17 protein-coding genes are annotated in these 18,894 nt (G+C 69.8%); 12 read left to right on the forward strand and 5 right to left on the reverse strand.

Going from position 1 to position 18,894, the window contains the following annotated elements; translation table 11 throughout:
* Nucleotides 1-2: 2 nt before the first annotated feature.
* From ACWD3H_RS38670 to ACWD3H_RS38685, 4 genes are all read left to right on the forward strand, one after another.
* Nucleotides 3-854, forward strand: a complete 852-nt coding sequence (locus tag ACWD3H_RS38670) for a MaoC/PaaZ C-terminal domain-containing protein (RefSeq protein ID WP_451958530.1) — start codon at nt 3-5, stop codon at nt 852-854.
* Nucleotides 851-1,267, forward strand: coding sequence for a Zn-ribbon domain-containing OB-fold protein (locus tag ACWD3H_RS38675; RefSeq protein WP_451958531.1), 417 nt, complete (start codon nt 851-853; stop codon nt 1,265-1,267). The genes ACWD3H_RS38670 and ACWD3H_RS38675 overlap by 4 nt, the downstream gene beginning before the upstream one ends.
* Complete coding sequence (locus ACWD3H_RS38680) at nt 1,260-2,396, forward strand: thiolase C-terminal domain-containing protein (RefSeq protein WP_451958532.1); 1,137 nt, start codon at nt 1,260-1,262, stop codon at nt 2,394-2,396. The genes ACWD3H_RS38675 and ACWD3H_RS38680 overlap by 8 nt, the downstream gene beginning before the upstream one ends.
* A gap of 909 nt (nt 2,397-3,305) precedes the next feature.
* The gene (locus tag ACWD3H_RS38685) at nt 3,306-3,518 is read left to right on the forward strand and encodes a hypothetical protein (protein WP_350930058.1); all 213 of its coding nucleotides are present in this window, start codon (nt 3,306-3,308) and stop codon (nt 3,516-3,518) included.
* 121 nt (nt 3,519-3,639) lie between these two features.
* Here the strand turns inward: ACWD3H_RS38685 and pcaF are convergent, their stop codons facing one another.
* Nucleotides 3,640-4,848: a 3-oxoadipyl-CoA thiolase gene (gene pcaF / locus ACWD3H_RS38690; protein WP_451958533.1), complete on the reverse strand. Its 1,209-nt coding sequence runs from the start codon at nt 4,846-4,848 to the stop codon at nt 3,640-3,642.
* Nucleotides 4,849-4,869: 21 nt separating this feature from the next.
* A complete protein-coding gene (locus ACWD3H_RS38695) occupies nt 4,870-5,526 on the reverse strand; it encodes a GntR family transcriptional regulator (RefSeq protein WP_451958534.1) in 657 nt (218 codons plus the stop codon).
* A 715-nt stretch (nt 5,527-6,241) separates the two neighbouring features.
* On the opposite strand from ACWD3H_RS38695, the gene ACWD3H_RS38700 reads away from it, so the two are divergent.
* A complete protein-coding gene (locus tag ACWD3H_RS38700; protein ID WP_451958535.1) occupies nt 6,242-7,867 on the forward strand; it encodes a flavin-containing monooxygenase in 1,626 nt (541 codons plus the stop codon).
* Nucleotides 7,868-7,974: 107 nt separating this feature from the next.
* Entirely contained in the window at nt 7,975-8,925 is a 951-nt protein-coding gene (locus ACWD3H_RS38705) for an alpha/beta hydrolase (protein ID WP_355567901.1), read from the forward strand.
* A 199-nt stretch (nt 8,926-9,124) separates the two neighbouring features.
* Here ACWD3H_RS38705 and ACWD3H_RS38710 read toward each other — a convergent pair whose 3' ends face one another.
* On the reverse strand, nt 9,125-10,402 hold the full coding sequence (locus ACWD3H_RS38710; protein ID WP_451958536.1) for an extracellular catalytic domain type 1 short-chain-length polyhydroxyalkanoate depolymerase: 1,278 nt from the start codon (nt 10,400-10,402) through the stop codon (nt 9,125-9,127).
* A 487-nt stretch (nt 10,403-10,889) separates the two neighbouring features.
* Between ACWD3H_RS38710 and ACWD3H_RS38715 the strand changes: the two genes are divergently transcribed.
* From ACWD3H_RS38715 to ACWD3H_RS38730, 4 genes are all read left to right on the forward strand, one after another.
* Complete coding sequence (locus ACWD3H_RS38715; protein ID WP_451958537.1) at nt 10,890-12,245, forward strand: MFS transporter; 1,356 nt, start codon at nt 10,890-10,892, stop codon at nt 12,243-12,245.
* 156 nt (nt 12,246-12,401) lie between these two features.
* Nucleotides 12,402-13,256, forward strand: coding sequence for a shikimate dehydrogenase (locus ACWD3H_RS38720; RefSeq protein ID WP_451958538.1), 855 nt, complete (start codon nt 12,402-12,404; stop codon nt 13,254-13,256).
* 16 nt (nt 13,257-13,272) lie between these two features.
* A complete protein-coding gene (locus ACWD3H_RS38725) occupies nt 13,273-15,222 on the forward strand; it encodes a bifunctional sugar phosphate isomerase/epimerase/4-hydroxyphenylpyruvate dioxygenase family protein (protein ID WP_451958539.1) in 1,950 nt (649 codons plus the stop codon).
* Nucleotides 15,223-15,260: 38 nt separating this feature from the next.
* Entirely contained in the window at nt 15,261-15,929 is a 669-nt protein-coding gene (locus tag ACWD3H_RS38730; RefSeq protein ID WP_451958540.1) for a TetR/AcrR family transcriptional regulator, read from the forward strand.
* A gap of 112 nt (nt 15,930-16,041) precedes the next feature.
* On the opposite strand, the gene ACWD3H_RS38735 is transcribed toward ACWD3H_RS38730, so the two are convergent.
* Nucleotides 16,042-16,962 carry a LysR family transcriptional regulator gene (locus ACWD3H_RS38735; RefSeq protein WP_451958541.1) on the reverse strand — a complete coding sequence of 307 codons (921 nt, stop codon included), beginning with the start codon at nt 16,960-16,962 and terminating at the stop codon, nt 16,042-16,044.
* Between the two features lie 265 nt (nt 16,963-17,227).
* On the opposite strand from ACWD3H_RS38735, the gene ACWD3H_RS38740 reads away from it, so the two are divergent.
* Together ACWD3H_RS38740 and ACWD3H_RS38745 are read left to right on the forward strand one after the other, a co-directional pair.
* The gene (locus ACWD3H_RS38740; RefSeq protein WP_451958542.1) at nt 17,228-17,368 is read left to right on the forward strand and encodes a 3-hydroxyacyl-CoA dehydrogenase NAD-binding domain-containing protein; all 141 of its coding nucleotides are present in this window, start codon (nt 17,228-17,230) and stop codon (nt 17,366-17,368) included.
* A 54-nt stretch (nt 17,369-17,422) separates the two neighbouring features.
* On the forward strand, nt 17,423-18,583 hold the full coding sequence (locus tag ACWD3H_RS38745) for an acyl-CoA dehydrogenase family protein (protein WP_451958543.1): 1,161 nt from the start codon (nt 17,423-17,425) through the stop codon (nt 18,581-18,583).
* Nucleotides 18,584-18,673: 90 nt separating this feature from the next.
* Here ACWD3H_RS38745 and ACWD3H_RS38750 read toward each other — a convergent pair whose 3' ends face one another.
* Nucleotides 18,674-18,886, reverse strand: a complete 213-nt coding sequence (locus ACWD3H_RS38750) for a hypothetical protein (RefSeq protein WP_451958544.1) — start codon at nt 18,884-18,886, stop codon at nt 18,674-18,676.
* Nucleotides 18,887-18,894: the final 8 nt, after the last annotated feature.

The following is an 18,894-nucleotide window of genomic DNA, read 5'->3' on the forward strand; positions in this document are numbered from 1 at the left end:
CCATGCCTGTCGACCTCACCGCGGTGGGTTATCGCAGCGCGCCCCATCAGGTCACCTGGAACGCCGACCAGGCCATGCTCTACGCCCTCGGCGTCGGTGCCGGCGCCCAGGACCCGCTGGACGAATTGCCGTTCACCACCGAGAACTCCGAAGGTCTCCCCCAGCGGGCCCTGCCGACGTTCGCCGTCATCCTGTCCATGATCCCGCTCGGCCGTTCCTACGGTGACTTCGATCCGGCCAGGCTCCTCCACGCCGAGCAGGGCATCAGGCTGTACCGGCCCCTGCCCGTCGCGGGGGAAGGGCTGGTCACCGCGGGCATCGACGCGATGTACGACAAGGGCAGCGGCGCGCTGGTCACCGTCAGCTCACGCCTCACCGACGCGCACGGCGAACCGATCGCCGACGTCACCCGCGGCGCCTTTCTACGCGGTGAGGGAGGTTTCGGGGGAGAACGCGGCCCCGCCGACACCTGGCAGGTCCCCGACCGGGAGCCCGACGCCGTGGTCGAGGAGCGGACGGCCCCCAACCAGGCGCTGCTGTACCGGCTGTCCGGCGACCGCAACCCGCTGCATTCCGATCCGAAGTTCGCCGCCGCCGGCGGGTTCGACCGGCCGATCCTGCATGGCCTGTGCACGTACGGCTTCGCCGGCCGTGCTCTGCTGCGCGGCGCGTGTGAATCCGAACCGGCCCGGCTGACCGAGATGAGCTGCCGGTTCAGCAGGCCGACCTATCCCGGGGGCACCTTGCGCACATCCATCTGGATCGACGGCGAACAGGTGTGGTTCCGCACCGCGGACGGTGATGGAGCGATCGTGCTCGACCGCGGCAGGGCCCGGATCGGCGCGCCGTCATGAGCGGCCCGGCTCTTCCCGTACCGACCCCGGAGACCCGGTTCTACTGGGACAGGGCGAGCCAGGGCGAGCTCTGGCTGCGCCGCTGCGGCCCGTGTGACCGCGCCTACTTCTATCCACGTGACCACTGCCCGTTCTGCGGCGGCGCGGAGGTGTCCTGGGTACGGGCGCGAGGACGGGGGCGGCTCGCGTCCTACGTGATCAGCCATCGGCCGGCGCCGGGCTACGACGACGTGCCGTTCGTGATCGCCCTCGTCGAACTGGTGGAAGGACCGAGGATGCTCACCAACATTCTCGAGGTGGAACCCGACCCGTCGAAGCTGCCGATCGGTCTGGAACTCGACGTGGTCTTCGAGCGGCGTGGGGATATCAGCGTTCCCCAGTTCCGGCCGGTGGGCGAGGCGGGCCATGAGTGATCTGCTGATAGTGGGCGCGGCGGAGTCCGAGCGGATCGGCTCGGTGCCCGACCGGTCCGCGATGCAGTTGCACGTCGAGCCGGCGCTGGCCGCTCTGGCGGAGTGCGGTCTCACTCCGGCCGAGGTGGACGGGATCGCCTGCGCCACGTTCTCGCCGGTCGAGCTGGCTCACTACCTGGGAGTCAGACCGCGCTGGCTCGACGGCACCAATGTGGGCGGCTGCTCCTACATGCTGCACGTGCGGCACGCCGTCGCCGCCATCCGCGGCGGGGCCGCATCGGTGGTCGTGGTGGCCCACGGCCAGTCGGGCCGGTCCCGGGTGGGCGAGCCGCCGTACTCGTTCAACCCGGCCGGCGCGGTCGGCCAGTTCGAGGCGCCGTACGGCCTCGCCGGGCCGCCCAGCAGGTTCACGCTGCCCGCGCTCGCCTACCTGAACCGGTACGGCGTCACCGAGGAACAACTGGCCTTTGTCGCGGTGGCCCAGCGACGGTGGGCCACGAGCAACCCCCGCGCCTTCCGCCGTGACCCGATCACGGTGCAGGACGTGCTCGCCAGCAGATTGATCGCCTGGCCGTTCCACATCCACGAGTGCTGCGTGGTCACCGACGGCGGCGGCGCTCTGGTGATCACTTCCGAGAGGCGTGCCGCCGACCTCGACATCACCCACCCGGCGGTACGAATCCTCGGCACGGGAGAATCCAGTGAGGGCCCCGGGGTCTCCATGATGGATGACCTCACCTCCTTCCGTGCGTTCCGTGACGCGTCTCGGGAGGCATTCGGCGAGGCCGGGATGACCACCGATGACATCGATCACCTGATGATCTACGACGCGTTCGCGCACGTCCCGCTCTACGGGCTGGAGGACCTCGGGTTCGTCGGCCGCGGCGAGGCCGGCGCGTTCGTGGCGAGCGGTGCCACCGCGCCGGGGGGAACGCTTCCGATGAACACCAACGGCGGCGGCCTGTCCTACACCCATACCGGAATGTACGGGATGTTCGCCATCCAGGAGGCCGTGCGCCAGCTCCGCGGCCAGGCCGCGGCCCAGGTTCCCGGCGTGCGCACCAGCCTCGTGCAGGGCATCGGCGGCATGTTCGGATCGGCCGGAACCCTGGTGCTCGGCAGCTCGTAGCGTCCGATCGCCGGACGAGATCCGCTCCCGCGCCGGCCGGGGCGGATCCTCACATGGCCGGCCCGCGTCCCGGCGACACCGCGCCCCCGTGCCGTCCGGCCAAGGTCGAGCCGGAGCCCGGCGACGTGCGGTCGTGCCGCTTTTCGGCCTGCCCTGATGGCCGCCGGTACCGGGTCCGCGGCCGGTTTCCGGAAAACGATGGATCGGCGGCTCGACCTGCTTTGATCTTTCACCTTTTCTCTTTAACCGGCATGCCCGTGCCCGCGTCGCCATACGGGTAACAGACCACTCAGCCCATCGAACCGTCGATCTCGAAACAGTGGATCGCGGCATGGCGGGCACGGGAATGCGCGTTCAGCCGCTTCCTGAAAGGTGAGCCGATTGTGTTTCACGGCCGGATTCACAGATCTCGCCGTCAACCAGGCCCCGGGGCCTCCGCGGGATTCTCGGCTCAACGACCGGTCGGCGTACGAGCGATTACATTACCCCGAATCCCGCTCACGCCCTCTCCGGTCCGGAATTCCTCAGCGTCCCGCCGGAAACTCGTAGATCAGGCGAATCGCGTCGTCGATGGCCTTGTACACGTTGTCGATGGTCCGGCGTCCCATGATCCAGGCGCGCAGCGCGCGGGTGAGGTCCGCGCCGACGTCATCGCCAGGGGACCGGCCGGGGCCGCCTGGCGGCGATTGCCGGGTGGCAGGGTGCCGAACGCCCGCCGGATGAACGTTTCACGCTCGGCGCACGCCTTTTCACAGCTTTGACCAGGTCATCCCCGCACCGGAAGCCGGAGCCGGCGGCCGCCTACCTTCGGACGGCCGCCGATGTGATACTTCCGGTGCCGGGAAGCCCGATTCGAGCACCCCGCGCGTTTCTCCGGAAACACACTTCGTTCATGCCGCAGGAGAATTGATGCGCAGAATGCGAGCTTTACTCGTTTCGGCCTTCCTTGCCACCGGCCTGGCGCTGTCCGTCGGTGTGCTGCCCGCGCAGGCCGCCACACTCAGAAACGTCTACTACTACGACTGGGACTGCCACCGGGTCGGAAACCTCGGCATCCAGGAGGGGTGGTGGACCTCGTACACCTGCACCCCCCAGTCCGGGTTCTGGTTCCTCTACGCATGACGCCGCTCCCGGCACGCCCGCGTGCCGGCCGGCGGCCGGGAGCGGAGACCCCGGGATTCGGCGGTCGCGCGGGGTGGCCGCCGGATCGGGCCGCGCCGCCCGATCCGGCGGCCACCTCGCGTCACGGGCGTGCGAGAAGGGTCGCGATCCCCTGTCCCACGCCGATGCACATCGTGGCGATGGCGTGCTCGTGCCCCTCGTCGGCCATGGTCATCGCGGCGGTCAGTGCCAGGCGGGCGCCGCTCATGCCGAGCGGGTGGCCGAGCGCGATCGCGCCGCCGTGCGGGTTGACGTGCTCGGCGTCATCGGGCAGCCCGAGCAGGCGCAGCACCGCCAGGGACTGTGCGGCGAAGGCCTCGTTGAGCTCGATGGTCCCGACCCGGTCGAGGCCGACGCCGGTCCGCTCGGTGAGCCGCCGCACCGCGGGTGCCGGGCCGACGCCCATGACCCGCGGCTCGACGCCGACGCTCGTCGTCGCGACGATCCGCGCCAGGGGTTCGAGGCCGTAGCGCGACACCGCCTCCTCCGAGGCCAGGAGCAGGGCCGCGGCGCCGTCGTTGACCCCTGAGGAGTTGCCGGCGGTGACGGAGCCCCCCTCGAAGAGAGGCCGCAGCGCGGCGAGCCGCTCCGGCGAGGTCTCGCGGGGATGCTCGTCGGCGGTGACGAGCGTGGGGTCGCCCTTGCGCCGGGGCACCGGCACGGGGACGATCTCGCGTTCCAGGCGGCCGCTCGCCTGTGCCTTCGCCGCCCGTTCCTGGGAGCGCAGCGCGAAGGCGTCCTGGTCCTCGCGGCTGATGCCGTGGTCGTCGGCGACGTTCTGTGCGGTGCGCGGCATGGCGTCCGTGCCGTACGTCCGCTGCATCTCGGGGTTGACGAAGCGCCAGCCGATCGTCGTGTCATGGATCTCCGCGGTACGTCCGAAGGCGGTGGCCGCCTTCGGCTGCACGAACGGTGCCCGGCTCATGCTCTCCACGCCGCCCGCGATGACGAGGTCGGCGTCGCCCGCGACGATGGCGCGGGCTCCGTACGCCACGGCGTCGAGGCCGGACCCGCAGAGCCGGTTCACCGTCACCCCGGGCACGGTCACCGGCAGGCCGGCCAGCAGAGCGGCCATCCGGGCGACGTTGCGGTTGTCCTCCCCCGCCTGGTTGGCGCAGCCGAGGACGACCTCGTCGGTCGCCTCCCAGTCGACACCGCCGTACCGGGTGGTCAGCTCGCGGACGACGTGGGCCGCGAGGTCGTCGGGGCGTACCTCGGCGAGAGCGCCGGCGTACCTGCCGACGGGGGTGCGGACCCCGGAGACGAGGTAGGCGATGCGGGTAACACTCATGTGGGCCTCCAGAAAGACGTGTCAGCGATCCTCGTCGAACAGCAAGGTCTCCACCCGCTGCCGATAGTCGCGGTAGATCTGCCGGTACCGCTCGACGGCCCCGGCGCGATCGCCCCGCTCGATCAGCTCAAGGGTCTGCCGGTAGCCGGTCAGCCAAACGCTCCACACGTCGCTCTCGGCGGTGAGGGCCAGCACCCGCAGGGTGCGCGTGACCACCAGGTCGACGTGGGTCTGCAGTTCCCGGTTACCGCTCGCCAGGATGACCACCGTGCTGAAGTCCGCCCCCGCGGCGGCGGCGGCCGTCACGTTGCCCTGCCGGAGACCCTCGGCGAACTCGCCGAGCTTGACGCGCAGAGCGGCGACGTGCTCGTCGGTGATGTTCTCCATGCCCCACTCGAAACCGGCGCAGGCCAGCACCATCATCACGTCGATCAGCTCGAGCGCGCTCTTCTGGGTCACCCGGGTGACCTGCCGCGTCCGGTTGGGCGAGATGTCGATCAGTCCCTCGGCGGCGAGCTGGGTGATCGCCTCACGTACCGGGGTGATGCTCACGCCCAGCCGAGCCGCTATCTCCGCGTCCTTGATCAACGCGCCCGGTTTCAGCAGGCCGGTGATGATCTCCTCGCGCAACCGGCGCAGGACCGCTTCTTTCCGCGTCAGCGGTACCGCAAAGGACATGGGGACGCTCTCGGTCAGGAGGAAGCCGACGCCGCCATCCTACGATCCCCGCTCGGAGACTGATCAAGCGGAGCCCGAAGCGGCCGAGAAGGCGCGGCGGCAACGCGGCACACGCCCCGGAGCCATGGGTTTAGGTCAGCACACAAACCCCTCAGAGCTGTTGACTCCTCATAGAATGCATTTTACATTGATGTAACTTCCAGATAGTACGTACGTGATGCTCTCCCTGATCGCGACAGGGCAACCATTCCCGGGCCAGAGGGCGCCCGATGGCGGGACACCGCCGCACGAGATGACGCCCGGCCACCAGAGATCTCCGCACCGCGGGACAGGTCTACGCCCCACGACCCGCCGGCGCGGCCGTATCCCCATATCACCGGCGACTCCCAGCCACACGCACGAGTTCCGCACCATGGTCGACCTCCTGCCGGACGGCACCGCCGGCCTGGACCACGTCATCCCGGCGATCGTCGGGAGCCTGGCCGGGCGGTCCGTCTGACGCCGCCACCCGTCACTCCCTCGCGGAGCCCCGGCCCGCGCCACCGACCCGTCCGCCGTGACGCCCCGGTTGCGAGCGGGTCCCCCACCACCCCGGTCAGATGAGCATGGCCCTGAGGCGATGACGCACGCCCTCATGGCCGGATGGCGTCGTGAGGTCGCGATCTCCGCGCCGCGCATACCGATTCGTCACACCCCTCGCACCTCAGGAGGACGAATGTCCGCACCCGACTCCGGCCCGCGCACCGTTCCCGCCTCCGTCGACGTCGTTGTCGTCGGCGCCGGCTTCTCGGGCATGTACCTGCTGCACAAGCTCCGCGAGATGGACCTGTCCGCGGTCGTGTTCGAGACCGGCACCGACGTCGGCGGCACCTGGTACTGGAACCGCTATCCCGGAGCCCGGGTGGACGTGGAGAGCCTGGCCTACTCCTACTCGTTCTCCTCAGACCTTGAGCAGGAGTACGAGTGGCAGGAGCGCTACCCGACCCAACCGGAGATCCTCCGGTACGCGCGACACGTCGCCGACCGGTTCGGCCTGCGCAGGGACATCCTCTTCGAAACACGCGTGGCGGCGGCCACCTACGACGAGCCCGGCAGGACCTGGCTGGTGCGCACCGAGGCCGGGGAAACCGTCACCGCCCGCTTCCTCGTCATGGCCACCGGCTGCCTGTCGTCTTCGAAGCTGCCGGAGATCCCCGGCATCGACGGCTTCGGCGGCGCCACCTACCACACGGCGCACTGGCCACACGAGGGTGTGGACTTCAGCGGCATGCGAGTCGGGATCATCGGCACCGGGTCCTCCGGCGTGCAGTCGATCCCGGTCATCGCCGAGCAGGCCACCGACCTCACCGTCTTCCAGCGCACCCCCGCTTACAGCCTCCCGGCCCGTAACCGCAGGCTGCGTCCGGACGAGATCGCCGACATGAAGGCGAACTACCGGGCCTTCCGCCAGGCCCAGAAGGAGTCCGGGTTCGGGGTCCCCACGCCGATCCCGACGAAGTCCGCCCTGGAGGTCTCCGACGAGGAGCGCGACGCCACCTTCGAGGGGGCCTGGGAGAGCGGCAGCCTGGTCAACCTCCTGACCGCGTACGCCGATCTCAGCGTCGACCAGGAGGCCAACGACACGGCGAAGCGGTTCATCCACGGCAAGATCCACCAGATCGTCGAGGACCCGCGGACCGCCGCGGACCTCTGCCCGGAGTACCCCGTGGGCACCAAACGCCCCTGCCTGGACACCGACTACTACGAGACTTACAACCGCGAGAACGTGCACCTGGTCAATCTGCGGCGCACACCGCTCGTGGAGGTCACCGACAGGGGCATCCGCACCTCCGACAGGGAGTACGAGTTCGACGCGATCGTCTACGCGACCGGGTTCGACGCGATGACGGGGGCGCTGACGAACGTCGACATCCGCGGCCGGGGCGGCGCCTCACTCAAGGCGGCGTGGAGCGCGGGCCCCCGCACGTATCTCGGGATCGGCTCCGCGGGCTTCCCGAACCTGTTCATGATCACCGGGCCGGGCAGCCCGTCGGTGCTCTCGAACATGGTCGTCTCCATCGAGCAGCACGTCGACTGGGTGGTCGATGCGATCGGGCATCTCGGCCACCGGGGTCTGCGGACGATCGAGCCCACCTTGGAGGCCCAGGACGCCTGGGTGGACCACGTCAACCTCATCGCCGACTCCACCCTCTACCCCAGGGCGAACTCCTGGTACATGGGAGCCAACGTGCCGGGCAAGCCGAGGGTCTTCATGCCCTATGCCGGCGGTGTCGGGGAGTACCGCAGGAAGTGCGACGAGATCGCCGCCCTGGGCTACGAGGGCTTCGCCCTCTCCACCTGAGCGTCTGAGAGCCGTACGGTCCTCGCCGCCCGTCCGCCGGGCGATGACACCGAGCCCCAACCGTTCTACGTTCACATCCACCAGATTCGTGACCCGTTGGAGGTCCAATGTCCCGTCGTGACCTGATCGACCCCGAATCCCGCGTTCCCCTGGACGGGCTGCTCGGGATGTTGCCCGGCGGCTTCAACGCCATCCCCGACATCGTCCAGCGCCGAGCCGCCGTCGAAGGCATGATGGGCGCCCTCGAAGTGCCCGAGAACCCCAACGTCACCAAGGAGGATCGGACCGTCCCCGGCCCCGACGGGGAGCCCGACATCACCGTACGGATCTACCGGCCGGTCAACGCGTCCGGCACGCTGCCCGGCATCTACTACATCCACGGTGGCGGCATGATCCTCGGCAACGTCGCGGGCGAGGACGCCGCCGCGACGATGATCTGCGACCAGGTCGGCGCCGTCGTGGTCTCCGTCGAGTACCGCCTCGCCCCGGAGCATCCCCATCCCGCCCCGGTCGAGGACTGCTACGCGGGCCTGGTATGGACGGCGAAGAACGCCGGTGAGCTGGGCATCGCCCCGGAACGCCTGGCGATCTACGGCGCCAGCGCCGGTGGCGGGCTGACCATCGGCACGGCGCTCCTGGCGCGGGACCGCGGCGGCCCGGCCCTTTCGTTCATGATGCCGATCTACCCGATGGTCGACGACCGGAACGAGACGCCGTCAAGCCACGAGATCACCGACATCGGGATCTGGGACCGCGCGGGCAACGTCGAGGCCTGGGAGTGGTACCTCGGGGGCAAGGAGGCCGACCGGTACGCGGCCCCGGCGCGCGCCGAGGACCTGTCCGGTCTCCCCCCGGCCTTCATCGACGTCGGCACCGTCGACCTGTTCCGGGACGAGGACATCGCGTTCGCGCAGCGGCTCATGCAGGCGGGCGTCCCGACCGAGTTGCGCGTCAATCCGGGTAGTTACCACGCCTCGGAGACGTTCGCGCCCGAGGCGGAGCTCTCCAGGCGGATCTGGGCCGGGCGGATCGACGCCCTCAGGCGCGCTCTCGCCTGAGGGGGACGCCCCGGTGCCGTGGACAGCCTGAGGTTCCGTTCACGGCACCGGGGCGTACCTGCCTCAGCCGACGCGAGGACATCGACCGGAATGGCGATGTTCCGCGGCGCGCGGACGTCGCGGGGGTACAGCGACAGCTGATCCAGGCCGTTCACCGGGCGGCCGTGCCGTCAGCCCGACGTCCGCGGTCCGCCGGATATCAGGTGGTGCAGTTCGTGCCGTTGAGGGTGAACGATGCCGGTACACCGGTGTTGCCGGTGTGGCCGGCCTGGAAGCCGAACGAGGTCGAACCACCCGCCGGGATGGCCGCGTTGTAGCTCATGTTCCTCGCGGTCACGGCGCCGCTCGCGGGCGTGATCGTGGCGTTCCACGCCGAGGTGACGGCCTGGCCCGAAGGAAGCGTGAAGGCCAGGGTCCAGCCGTTGATCGCGGAGGTGCCGGTGTTGGTGACGGTCACCGAGGCCGTGAGGCCGGTGTTCCACGCGTTGGTGGTGTAGGCGACCCGGCAGGGCGCGGTTCCGGGGGTGGGGGTCGGCGTGGGAGTCGGCGTGGGGGTCGGCGTGGGGGTCGGGTCCGGCGGGGTCGTGCCGTCCAGGCCGAAGAACGAGATGACCATCGCGGCCTGGCCGCCCAGCGGCAGGTTGTGCCCCACCCCCTGGAGGCTGATGGCCTCGACGGCGGAGCCGTACCGGGTGCGGGTCCAGGTCGGCTGGGGCTTGTCGGTGGAGGTGGGGGTCTGGGAGAGGCCGTGGACGTTGGTCCACTGCTTGATCTCCTCGGTGAAGTTCGGGTAGCGCAGCGTCGTGTCCTCGGTGCCGTGCCAGACCTGCATCCTCGGGCGCGCCCCCGGGTAGCCCGGATAGGCGCCGCGGACCAGGTCTCCCCACTGCTGCGGCGTCTTCGTCACCTGCCCGTTGGCGCAGGCACTGTTCCACGTCGAGCCGTCGGTCGTGGCGAAGCAGCCGAACGGCACGCCCATGAACGCCGCCCCGGCCTTGAACACGTCGGGGTAGTCACCCAGCAGGACGTTGGTCATCATGCCCCCGGAGGAGGCACCCGTGACGAACACCCGGCCGGTGTCGGCGTTGTAGCGGGACGTCACGTAGTTGACCATCGACACGATGCCGACGGGGTCGCTGTTGCCGTTGCGGGTGAGGGCTCCGGGCGAGTAGACGTCGAAACAGGAGCCGCTGCGGGTGGCCGACGGGTAGATGACGATGAAGCCGTACCGATCGGCCAGCGACGCGAACTCGGTGCCGGAGTGGAACGCCGGACCCGACCCGGTGCAGTAGTGCACGGCCACCAGGATCGCGGGACGCGCGGTGACGTTGTTCGGGACGTACAGGTGCATGCGGAGGTTGGTCGGGTTCGTGCCGAAGCCTGTCACCTCGACGAGCGAGGCGGCCCCTGCGGGCGGCGCCGTCATCAGGCCGACGGCGACGAGCAACGCCGCCACGATGCCCAGGAGTCGTTTCATCTGCTCTCCTCTTCTCGAAATGTTCTGAGCATCACAGAAATATTTCAGTCATCAAGAGCGAGGAAGATCACAATGAGCTGACCTGGAAGTGCGCAATCAAGGGAATGAAAGTTTCGGAAGACTTCCTCATCGGATTGGCCACCAGGACGCAGCAGGGGTGCCCCTCTCGGGGACACCCCTGCCAGCCGGTAAAAAAACCCGGTCCGAACGACAGAGCACGCCGGAGCAGCCGCCACACGGCCGGCCCGGCCCGACCGCCCTCGCGGCTCTTGACAGGTGACCCGGGTCACCCTGACCATACGTAACCACCGCATTAATTAACTATCTAGTTCGTAACCCGGCCGTCATCTCGGCGGGCACCATCCAGCGCCACCCCACGGGGGACGCTGACCAGCGAACGCAGAATCCCGCGGCCGACGAGAGACCCACCCCCCAAAACGCCGATCGCCTCGTTGCTCGCATCGGGGCATTCGCGAAGGAGCACGACGTGACCGAAACCCCCCCGTCCCCCGCCGCGGGAACGCCCGTCCTGCCGGGGCGGCCCCGCAAGGCGGCGCTCGCCGCTTGGATCGGAAGCGCCCTGGAGTACTACGACTTCTTCATCTACGGCACCGCCGCGGCACTGATCTTCGGCAAGGTCTTCTTCCCCACCTCCGACGCCGCGAGCGGGACGCTGCTGTCGCTGGCGACGTTCGGAGTCGGTTACGCGGCCCGTCCCGTCGGCGCCTTCGTTCTCGGGCACTACGGCGATCGGCTCGGCCGTAAGAAGATCCTGTCCGTCACCCTGGTCCTGATGGGCGTGTCGACCTTCCTCATCGGCTGCCTGCCCACCTACGAGCAGATCGGCATCGCGGCGCCCGCGCTCCTGGTGACGTTGCGCCTGCTGCAGGGCCTGTCGGCGGCCGGGGAGCAGGCCAGCGCCAGCTCCATGACCCTTGAGCACTCGCCGGACCACCGCCGGGCGTTCTACACCAGCTTCACCCTCAACGGCACCCAGGCCGGTTCGATCTTCGCGACGCTGGCGTTCATTCCGATCGCCGCCCTTCCGGACGAGCAGTTGTTCTCCTGGGGCTGGCGGATCCCGTTCTGGTTGAGCGTCGTCGTCGTGCTGGTCGGATACGTCATCCGGCGCCGGATGGAGGAGACACCCGAGTTCGAGCGGGTGACCGCGGAGGGCGCCGTGGCCAGGTTCCCGCTGTCCGTGCTCTTCCGCGAGCACCGGGCCGACGTACTGCGCGTGACCGCGGCGGCCCTGTTCGCCACGGTGAGCACCATCGCCGGTGTCTGGGCCCTGTCCTTCGCCGTCAACACCGTCAAGCTGGACAGGTCCGCCCTGCTGTGGGTCAGCGTCCTGGCCAACGTCGTCGCCTTGGTGGCCATTCCGTCGTGGGCCGTGCTGTCGGACCGGATCGGGCGCCGGCCGGTGTTCATCTTCGGCGCGGCCGGCTGCGCCGTGTTGATGGTCGCCTACCTGTGGGCGATCTCCCTGGGCGGCTACGTGCTCATCTTCATCGTCGGCATCCTGCTGCTCGGGGTCGTCGGCAGCGCGGCCAACGGTCTCCAGCCGGCGTTCTACAGCGAGATGTTCAGCACCCGCGTCCGCCTGTCGGGCGTGGCGATCGGAACCCAGATCGGCTACGCGATCGCCGGTTTCTCCGCCACTTTCGCGGCCACGATCGCCGGCCCGGACGGCACCAACTGGCAGGGGGTCGCGGTACTCGCCGCCGTCCTGTGCGCCATTCCGGTGATCGCTGCGGCGACCGCGCGGGAGACGTACCGTATCCCCACCGCGCAACTCGGCACGAAGCCGGTCAAGGTCGCGCCGACGGAAGCGCCGGCCTGACGGATCAGTGCCGATCAAGACCGTACCCGAGAGCACACCGGCGGCGTCGCGGTCAACGCCGCCGGTCACGGCCACGCGTCGACGGCGTCGCGCGACGCCCTGGCGGCCATGTCCTCGATTCGCCCATCTGTCCCGGCCACTGGAGAGAACACCAGGATGACCTCACATCTGATCGGGCTGATCGGCTCAGGCGTCGGCCCCTCCCTCAGCCCCGCCCTGCACGAGCGGGAGGCCGACCACCACGGCCTCCGCTACCTCTACCGGATCATCGACATCACCCCGCTGGGACTGGACGCCGCCACGGCCGGTGGCCTGGTACGGACGGCCCGGCGACTCGGCTACACCGGGCTCAACATCACCCATCCGTGCAAGCAGACGGTCATCGAGCACCTCGACGAACTGTCACCGGACGCCGCGACGCTCGGCGCCGTCAACACCGTGACCTTCGACGGGGAGCGTGCCATCGGGCACAACACCGACTGGACCGGATTCGCCCGATCGTTCACCCGGGGCCTGCCGGACGCGGCCACCCGCCGGATCGTGCAGCTCGGCGCGGGCGGCGCGGGGGCGGCGGTCGGACACGCGCTGCTGACGCTCGGCGCCGGGCAGATCGTCCTCGCCGACGCGCTACCGGCGCGGGCGGAGTCGCTGGCCACCGAACTGGAGCGCCGCTTCGGCAGTGGACGTGCCCGCGCCGTACCCCTCGGCGAGCTGGCCGGGCTGCTCGGCGGCGCGGACGGTCTGGTCAACGCGACGCCTACCGGAATGGCCGCGTACCCCGGAACGCCGGTACCCGCCGAGCTGCTCCACCCCGGCCTGTGGGTCGCCGACGTGGTCTACCGCCCGCTGGAGACAGAGCTGCTGCGCCGGGCGCGCCGGCTCGGCTGCCACACTCTCGACGGCGGGGGCATGGTGGTCTTCCAGGCCGCGCACTCCTTGCGCCTCTTCACCGGCGTCGAGCCCGACACCGAACGGATGCTCGCCCATCTGACCGACCTCGTCGCCGTCTGACCTCCGGGAGAACGACATGCGCAAGTCCATCGCCACCGTGTCCGTGAGCGGCTCGCTGAGCGACAAACTCGCCGCCGTCGCCGCCGCGGGCTTCGACGGTGTGGAGATCTTCGAGAGCGACCTGCTCGCCAGTCCCCTGTCCCCGGAACAGATCCGTGAACGGGCCGCCGACCTGGGTCTCGCCATCGATCTCTACCAGCCGTTCCGCGACTTCGAGGCGGTCCCCGCCGAGGTCCTGGATCGCAACCTGCGCCGCGCCGAGCGCAAATTCGAAGTGATGGAACGCCTCGGCGCGGACCGGCTGCTCGTGTGCTCCAGCCTCTCCCCCGACGCCGTCGACGACGACGCCCTCGCCGCCGAGCACCTGCGCCTCCTCGCCGAACGTGCCGCGGAGCACGGGATCCGGATCGCCTACGAAGCGCTCGCATGGGGCCGCCATGTCGACGATTACCGACATGCGTGGCGGATCGTCCGGATGGCCGACCATCCCCACCTGGGAGTGTGCCTCGACAGTTTTCACATGCTGTCGAAAGGCGCCGATCCGCGCGGTATCGAGGAGATCACCGCAGACAAGATCTTCTTTCTGCAGCTCGCCGACGCCCCGATCCTGGCGATGGACGTCCTGCAGTGGAGCCGCCACTACCGCTGCTTCCCCGGGCAGGGCGATTTCGACCTGTCCGGGCTGCTGTCCCACGTGCTCCGGGCCGGGTACTCCGGCCCGCTGTCGCTGGAGGTGTTCAACGACGTCTTCCGGCAGGCCGACACCGGCCGCACCGCCGTGGACGCCATGCGGTCACTGATCTCGCTGGAGGAGGCCACCGCCCGGCGCCTCGGCGCGGAACCCCCGGCGGCCGTGCTCAACGTGCCACCGCCCCCGGTCTTCCCGACCGGAATCGCCTTCGCCGAACTGGCGACCCCGCAGACCGCCGGGCTCAGCGGCCTGCTCACCGCTCTGGGGTTCGCTCGTGTCGGCGTACACGCCGGCAAACCGGTCGAACTATGGCAGCAGGGACAGGCCAGAATCCTGTTGAACGCCGGCGCCCGGGGCGCCGGCGACGACCCGGCCCTGGCCGCCATCGGGCTGGAAAGCCCCGATCCCGCCGGCTCGGTGGCACGCGCCGAGGCACTGCTGTCACCGGTGCTCCCCCGCCGACGCGCGCCACGGGACGTGCCGCTGAACGCCGTCGCGGCGCCTGACGGCACCGCGCTGTTCTTCTGCCGCACCAGGCGGCCGGACCATCCGAGCTGGACCGACGACTTCACCGGAGTACTGGACGGGCCCGCGGTCCCGGTACAGGCCGATCCGGACTTCCGGACCAGCCCCTCCGGAACTGCGGGAACGGCGGAGTCCGCCGGCATCACCCACGTCGACCACGTGGCGCTCACCCAGCCGTGGCACCACTTCGACGAGGCCGCGCTGTTCTATCGCAGCGTCCTCGGCCTGAGGCCCCACCGGAGTCTCGAACTGCCCGACCTGTACGGGCTGCTCCGCAGCCGCGCGATGTCCAGCGAGGACGGCGCCGTACGCATGGTCCTCAATATCCGCGCGCACCCCGGCTCCCCGGACATCCCCGCACAACACGTCGCACTGGCCAGCGAGGACATCATCGCCACCGCCCGCCGGCTGCGCGCGCTCCAGAACGTGCTGCTGCCCATCCCGGACAACTACTACGACGACCTCGAAGCCCGCCACGACCTGGGGAGCGAGCGACACCGCACGCTGCGCGAGCTGGGCCTTCTCTACGACCGCGACGAGCACGGCGAGTTCCTGCACCTCTACACCGTCACCGTCGGCCGCGTCTTCTTCGAGATCGTGCAGCGGATCGGCCGCTACCAGGGGTACGGCGCGGTGAACGCCCCGGTCCGGCTCGCCGCCCAGCACGCCCGGCCCCGTCTTTCCACCGGCCGAAGGACCGTGCCGGGCCGAAGCACGGTCGCCGAACTGCGGGGTGACGCCGACGACTAGGATGTGGACGGTCTGATCTGCCCTGCCCGTGGAGCCGTATGTCCTCGCAGCCCGTCACATCGGCGTCCCGAGAACGACAGCGTGACCCCGAACGCACCCGGGCGGAGATTCTGGAGGTCGCGCAGCGCGAGTTCACCCGCAGGGGATACACCGGCGCCCGGATAGACGAGATCGCCGCCCTCATGCGCACCTCCAAGCGCATGATCTACTACTACTTCGGCAGTAAGGAGCAGTTGTACATCGCCGTCCTGGAGAAGGTCTACACCGAGGTCCGGGCGGCCGAGGCGGCGATCGACGTGGAACATCTCGCGCCGGTCGCGGCGATCCGCACACTGGCCGAGCTGACCTTCGACCACCATGACGCCCATCAGGACTTCATCAAGCTCGTCAGCATCGAGAACGTCCATGAGGCCGAATACCTCCGGCGTTCGGAGTCCTTGGTGAACCTCGGTGTCCCGGTGATCGACCTGATCTCGCGCATCCTGGCTGCGGGCCGGGCCTCTGGTGACTTCGTCGCCGAGGCCGACGCCGTCGACGTGCATATGATGATCAGCGCGTTCTGTGTCTTCCGCATCGCCAACCAGTACACCTTCGGCGTCCTGTTCGACCGTGACCTGGCCGCGCCCGAGCACCGGGCCCGGCACCGCCGGATGGTCGGCGACATGGTCGTCGCCTACCTCACCGGAGCAGGCGCCCCCCGCCCGTAGCCTCGGCCCGGCCTCCCCGCCGCACACGCTGCCACGCACGGGGGATCGCGGACGCCGGGGAGATCCGCGCGACATGCGGCTGAATTCGCGTTACATCCAGCCGGAATCACTATCAGTCGGCGGCGAGATGCTCCGGCGTGGGCAACGCCTTCTCGGCCATGGTGAGCACGGTTCGCAGAGCCGCGGACGGGTTGTCCGTGCGCCAGGCCAGTGCCGCCCGGAGGCGGATCGGCGGGCCGGCCAGCGGGCGGTACACCAGGCCCGTCTGCTGGATGTGCCGGCAGGAGGTGAGGGTGAGGGTCACCCCCACCCCTGCGGCGACCAGGGCGAGAACCGTGTGGGAGTCCGGGGCCTCCTGGACGATCCGCGGGGTGAACCCGGCGGCCTCGCAGGTGAGGAAGGTGGCGTCGCGCAGGGAGGATCCCGTGTCGGCGGGGAAGCTGACGAACGGTTCCCCGGCCAGGGCGGAGACCGGGATGTGACCGTGCCGCGCCAGCCGGTGGTCCGAGGGCACCGCGCAGACGAGCTCCTCCTCGTCGATCACGCGCGTGGCGACACCTGGCGGGGTGGTCGGCTGGGCGGCCGGCAGACGGACGAAGCCCAGATCCAGCGAGCCGTCCGCGACCCGGGCCAGGGCGGCGTTGGCGTAGGTCTGGCCCGTCAGGACCAGCTCGATGCCCGGATGAGACACCCGGATCGCGCTGGTCAGCAGGGGTAGGGTCTCGTGACTGGAGGCTCCGGCGAAGCCGACGGTGACTCGCCCGTACTCCCCCTGGCCGGCCGCCCTGGCCGCCCGCCTGGCGGCGTCGACGCTCTCCAGCACCATCCGTGCCGGCTCCAGGAAGGACCGGCCGGCGCTGGTGAGCCGCACCGAGCGGGTGTTGCGCTCGAACAGCTGGACGCCCAGCTCTTTTTCCAGCTGGCGGATCCGCTGGCTGAGTGGCGGCTGAGCCATCTGCAGCCGCCTGGCGGCGTGACCGAAGTGCAGCTCCTCGGCCACGGCGACGAATGCCGTCAGGTGACGCAGTTCCATGACCGTGTCCGTTTCCGGGGCCGGTCGGCCCGATTAATTAATATGACGTCTGAGTCTGACCTTAATTTGGTATTGGACACTAATCAATGTCCCTGGCACCCTGTGACCGACTGCTCGCACTCGCCGAGGAGCACCGCGGAGAAGCAGCATCCGGGACAGGACGGCCCGGCGGCCCGTGCCCGCGTCCGGCCGCCGACCGGGCCATGCCGGTCGGCGGCCGTAGCCGACCGCGCCGGGAAAGACGTCGAGAGAAACGAGGATCCCCGTGCGCGTCAGGGTTGTCGGCACCGGAGTCATGGGCCGCGGCATCACCCGGTGGGCTGCGACGGCCGGCCACACCGTCGAGCTCTGCGACGCCCACCGGCCGGTCCGGGTGGCCGGCGACGGACCGGATGCCGACGTCTGACCGGCCCTCACCGTCATCGCAGGTCATCACAGGTCATCACAAGGAGAAGGAACATTGTTCAGCCGGGACTTCGGCCTGACCCAGACTCAACGCGACATCAGGACCATGGCCGCGGAGTTCGTCGACACCGAGATCGTCCCCTGCTCCCAGGAATGGGACCGGGCCGAGCGGGTCGACTCCGCGATCGTGAAAAGGCTCGGCGAGCTGGGCTTCCTGGGCCTGACGATCCCCGAGCAGTACGGCGGCGTGGACGTCGACGTACTCTCCTACGTCCTGGTCACCGAGGAGCTCGGACGCGGTGACTCCTCGGTCCGCGGGATCGTCTCGGTCTCGCTCGGGCTGGTCGCCAAGACCATCGCCGCCCACGGGTCCGAGGAGCAGAAACAGGAGTGGTTGCCGCAGCTCACCAGCGGCGACGCGGTGGGGTGCTTCGCGCTGACCGAACCGGGCACCGGCTCCGACGCGGCCTCCCTGTCCACCCGCGCCGTGCGGGACGGTGACGACTGGGTGATCAGCGGCGGCAAGATGTTCATCACCAACGGAACCTGGGCGAAGGTCGCGCTCACCTTCGCCAGGACCGGCGAGACGGGCATCACCGCCTTCCTGGTGCCCACCGACTCGCCGGGCTTCACCGCCTCGGAGATCCACGGCAAACTCGGCCTGCGCGGCCAGGCGACCGCCGAACTCGGCTACGACGCGGTGCGCGTCCCGGACTCGGCCCGGCTGGGGCAGGTCGGCAAGGGGCTGGGCATCGCGCTCGGAGCGCTGTCGCGGGGCCGGATCTCGGTGGCGGCGGGCGCGGTGGGCGTCGCCCAGGCGTCGCTCGACGCGGCCGTGCGCTACTCGACGGAGCGGACCCAGTTCGGCAAGCCGATCGCCTCCTTCCAGCTCGTACAGGAGTTGCTCGCGGACTCCGCCGTCGATGTCATGGCATCCCGGCTGCTGACCCACCAGGTCGCTCGCATGGTCGACGCCGGAGCCGGCCCGAAGGACTACGCCGTGGACGCCTCCGTGGCCAAGTACCACGCGAGCGAGACGGCGGTGCGGGTGAGCAACAACTGCTTGCAGGTGTTCGGCGGTTACGGGTTCATCGACGAGTACCCAGTCGGAAAGTACCTGCGGGACGCACGGGTGCTCACCCTCTACGAGGGCACCAGTCAGGTGCAGAAGCTCATCATCGGCCGTGACCTCACCGGGGTGGACGCCATGTTCTGAACGATCGCCGGCGGTGCGAGGAGCGGCACTGGAGCGAGGAGACAGGTGAGCCGCTCATCTTGTCTCCTCGCTCCTCGTTTCCTCCCGTTGTCAGCCGGGCAACGGCAGCACGTCGCGGCCGAAGCGCTCCATCGCCTCGATCCCGCGCTCGATCGAGGTCCGCGGACGCACCCCCGGGCGGGTGCTGCCGGACAGCGCGCGCACCCGCAGCGCGATGTGGCCGATACCGGCCTCGCCGGCGCCGAACACGCGGCGGTGCACCTTGGGCTGACGCCCGCCCACTTGTGCACTATCGGTGTGCACCACCAGTA

This window comes from Streptosporangium sp. NPDC002607, assembly GCF_053592655.1.

What these genes read in the sequence shown, in the direction of transcription:
- ACWD3H_RS38670 (WP_451958530.1), top strand. Translation starts at nt 3, where the DNA reads ATGCCTGTCGACCTCACCGCGGTGGGTTATCGCAGCGCGCCCCATCAG.
- ACWD3H_RS38675 (WP_451958531.1), top strand. Translation starts at nt 851, where the DNA reads ATGAGCGGCCCGGCTCTTCCCGTACCGACCCCGGAGACCCGGTTCTAC.
- ACWD3H_RS38680 (WP_451958532.1), top strand. Translation starts at nt 1,260, where the DNA reads ATGAGTGATCTGCTGATAGTGGGCGCGGCGGAGTCCGAGCGGATCGGC.
- ACWD3H_RS38685 (WP_350930058.1), top strand. Translation starts at nt 3,306, where the DNA reads ATGCGCAGAATGCGAGCTTTACTCGTTTCGGCCTTCCTTGCCACCGGC.
- pcaF (WP_451958533.1), bottom strand. Translation starts at nt 4,848, where the DNA reads ATGAGTGTTACCCGCATCGCCTACCTCGTCTCCGGGGTCCGCACCCCC.
- ACWD3H_RS38695 (WP_451958534.1), bottom strand. Translation starts at nt 5,526, where the DNA reads ATGTCCTTTGCGGTACCGCTGACGCGGAAAGAAGCGGTCCTGCGCCGG.
- ACWD3H_RS38700 (WP_451958535.1), top strand. Translation starts at nt 6,242, where the DNA reads ATGTCCGCACCCGACTCCGGCCCGCGCACCGTTCCCGCCTCCGTCGAC.
- ACWD3H_RS38705 (WP_355567901.1), top strand. Translation starts at nt 7,975, where the DNA reads ATGTCCCGTCGTGACCTGATCGACCCCGAATCCCGCGTTCCCCTGGAC.
- ACWD3H_RS38710 (WP_451958536.1), bottom strand. Translation starts at nt 10,402, where the DNA reads ATGAAACGACTCCTGGGCATCGTGGCGGCGTTGCTCGTCGCCGTCGGC.
- ACWD3H_RS38720 (WP_451958538.1), top strand. Translation starts at nt 12,402, where the DNA reads ATGACCTCACATCTGATCGGGCTGATCGGCTCAGGCGTCGGCCCCTCC.
- ACWD3H_RS38725 (WP_451958539.1), top strand. Translation starts at nt 13,273, where the DNA reads ATGCGCAAGTCCATCGCCACCGTGTCCGTGAGCGGCTCGCTGAGCGAC.
- ACWD3H_RS38730 (WP_451958540.1), top strand. Translation starts at nt 15,261, where the DNA reads ATGTCCTCGCAGCCCGTCACATCGGCGTCCCGAGAACGACAGCGTGAC.
- ACWD3H_RS38735 (WP_451958541.1), bottom strand. Translation starts at nt 16,962, where the DNA reads ATGGAACTGCGTCACCTGACGGCATTCGTCGCCGTGGCCGAGGAGCTG.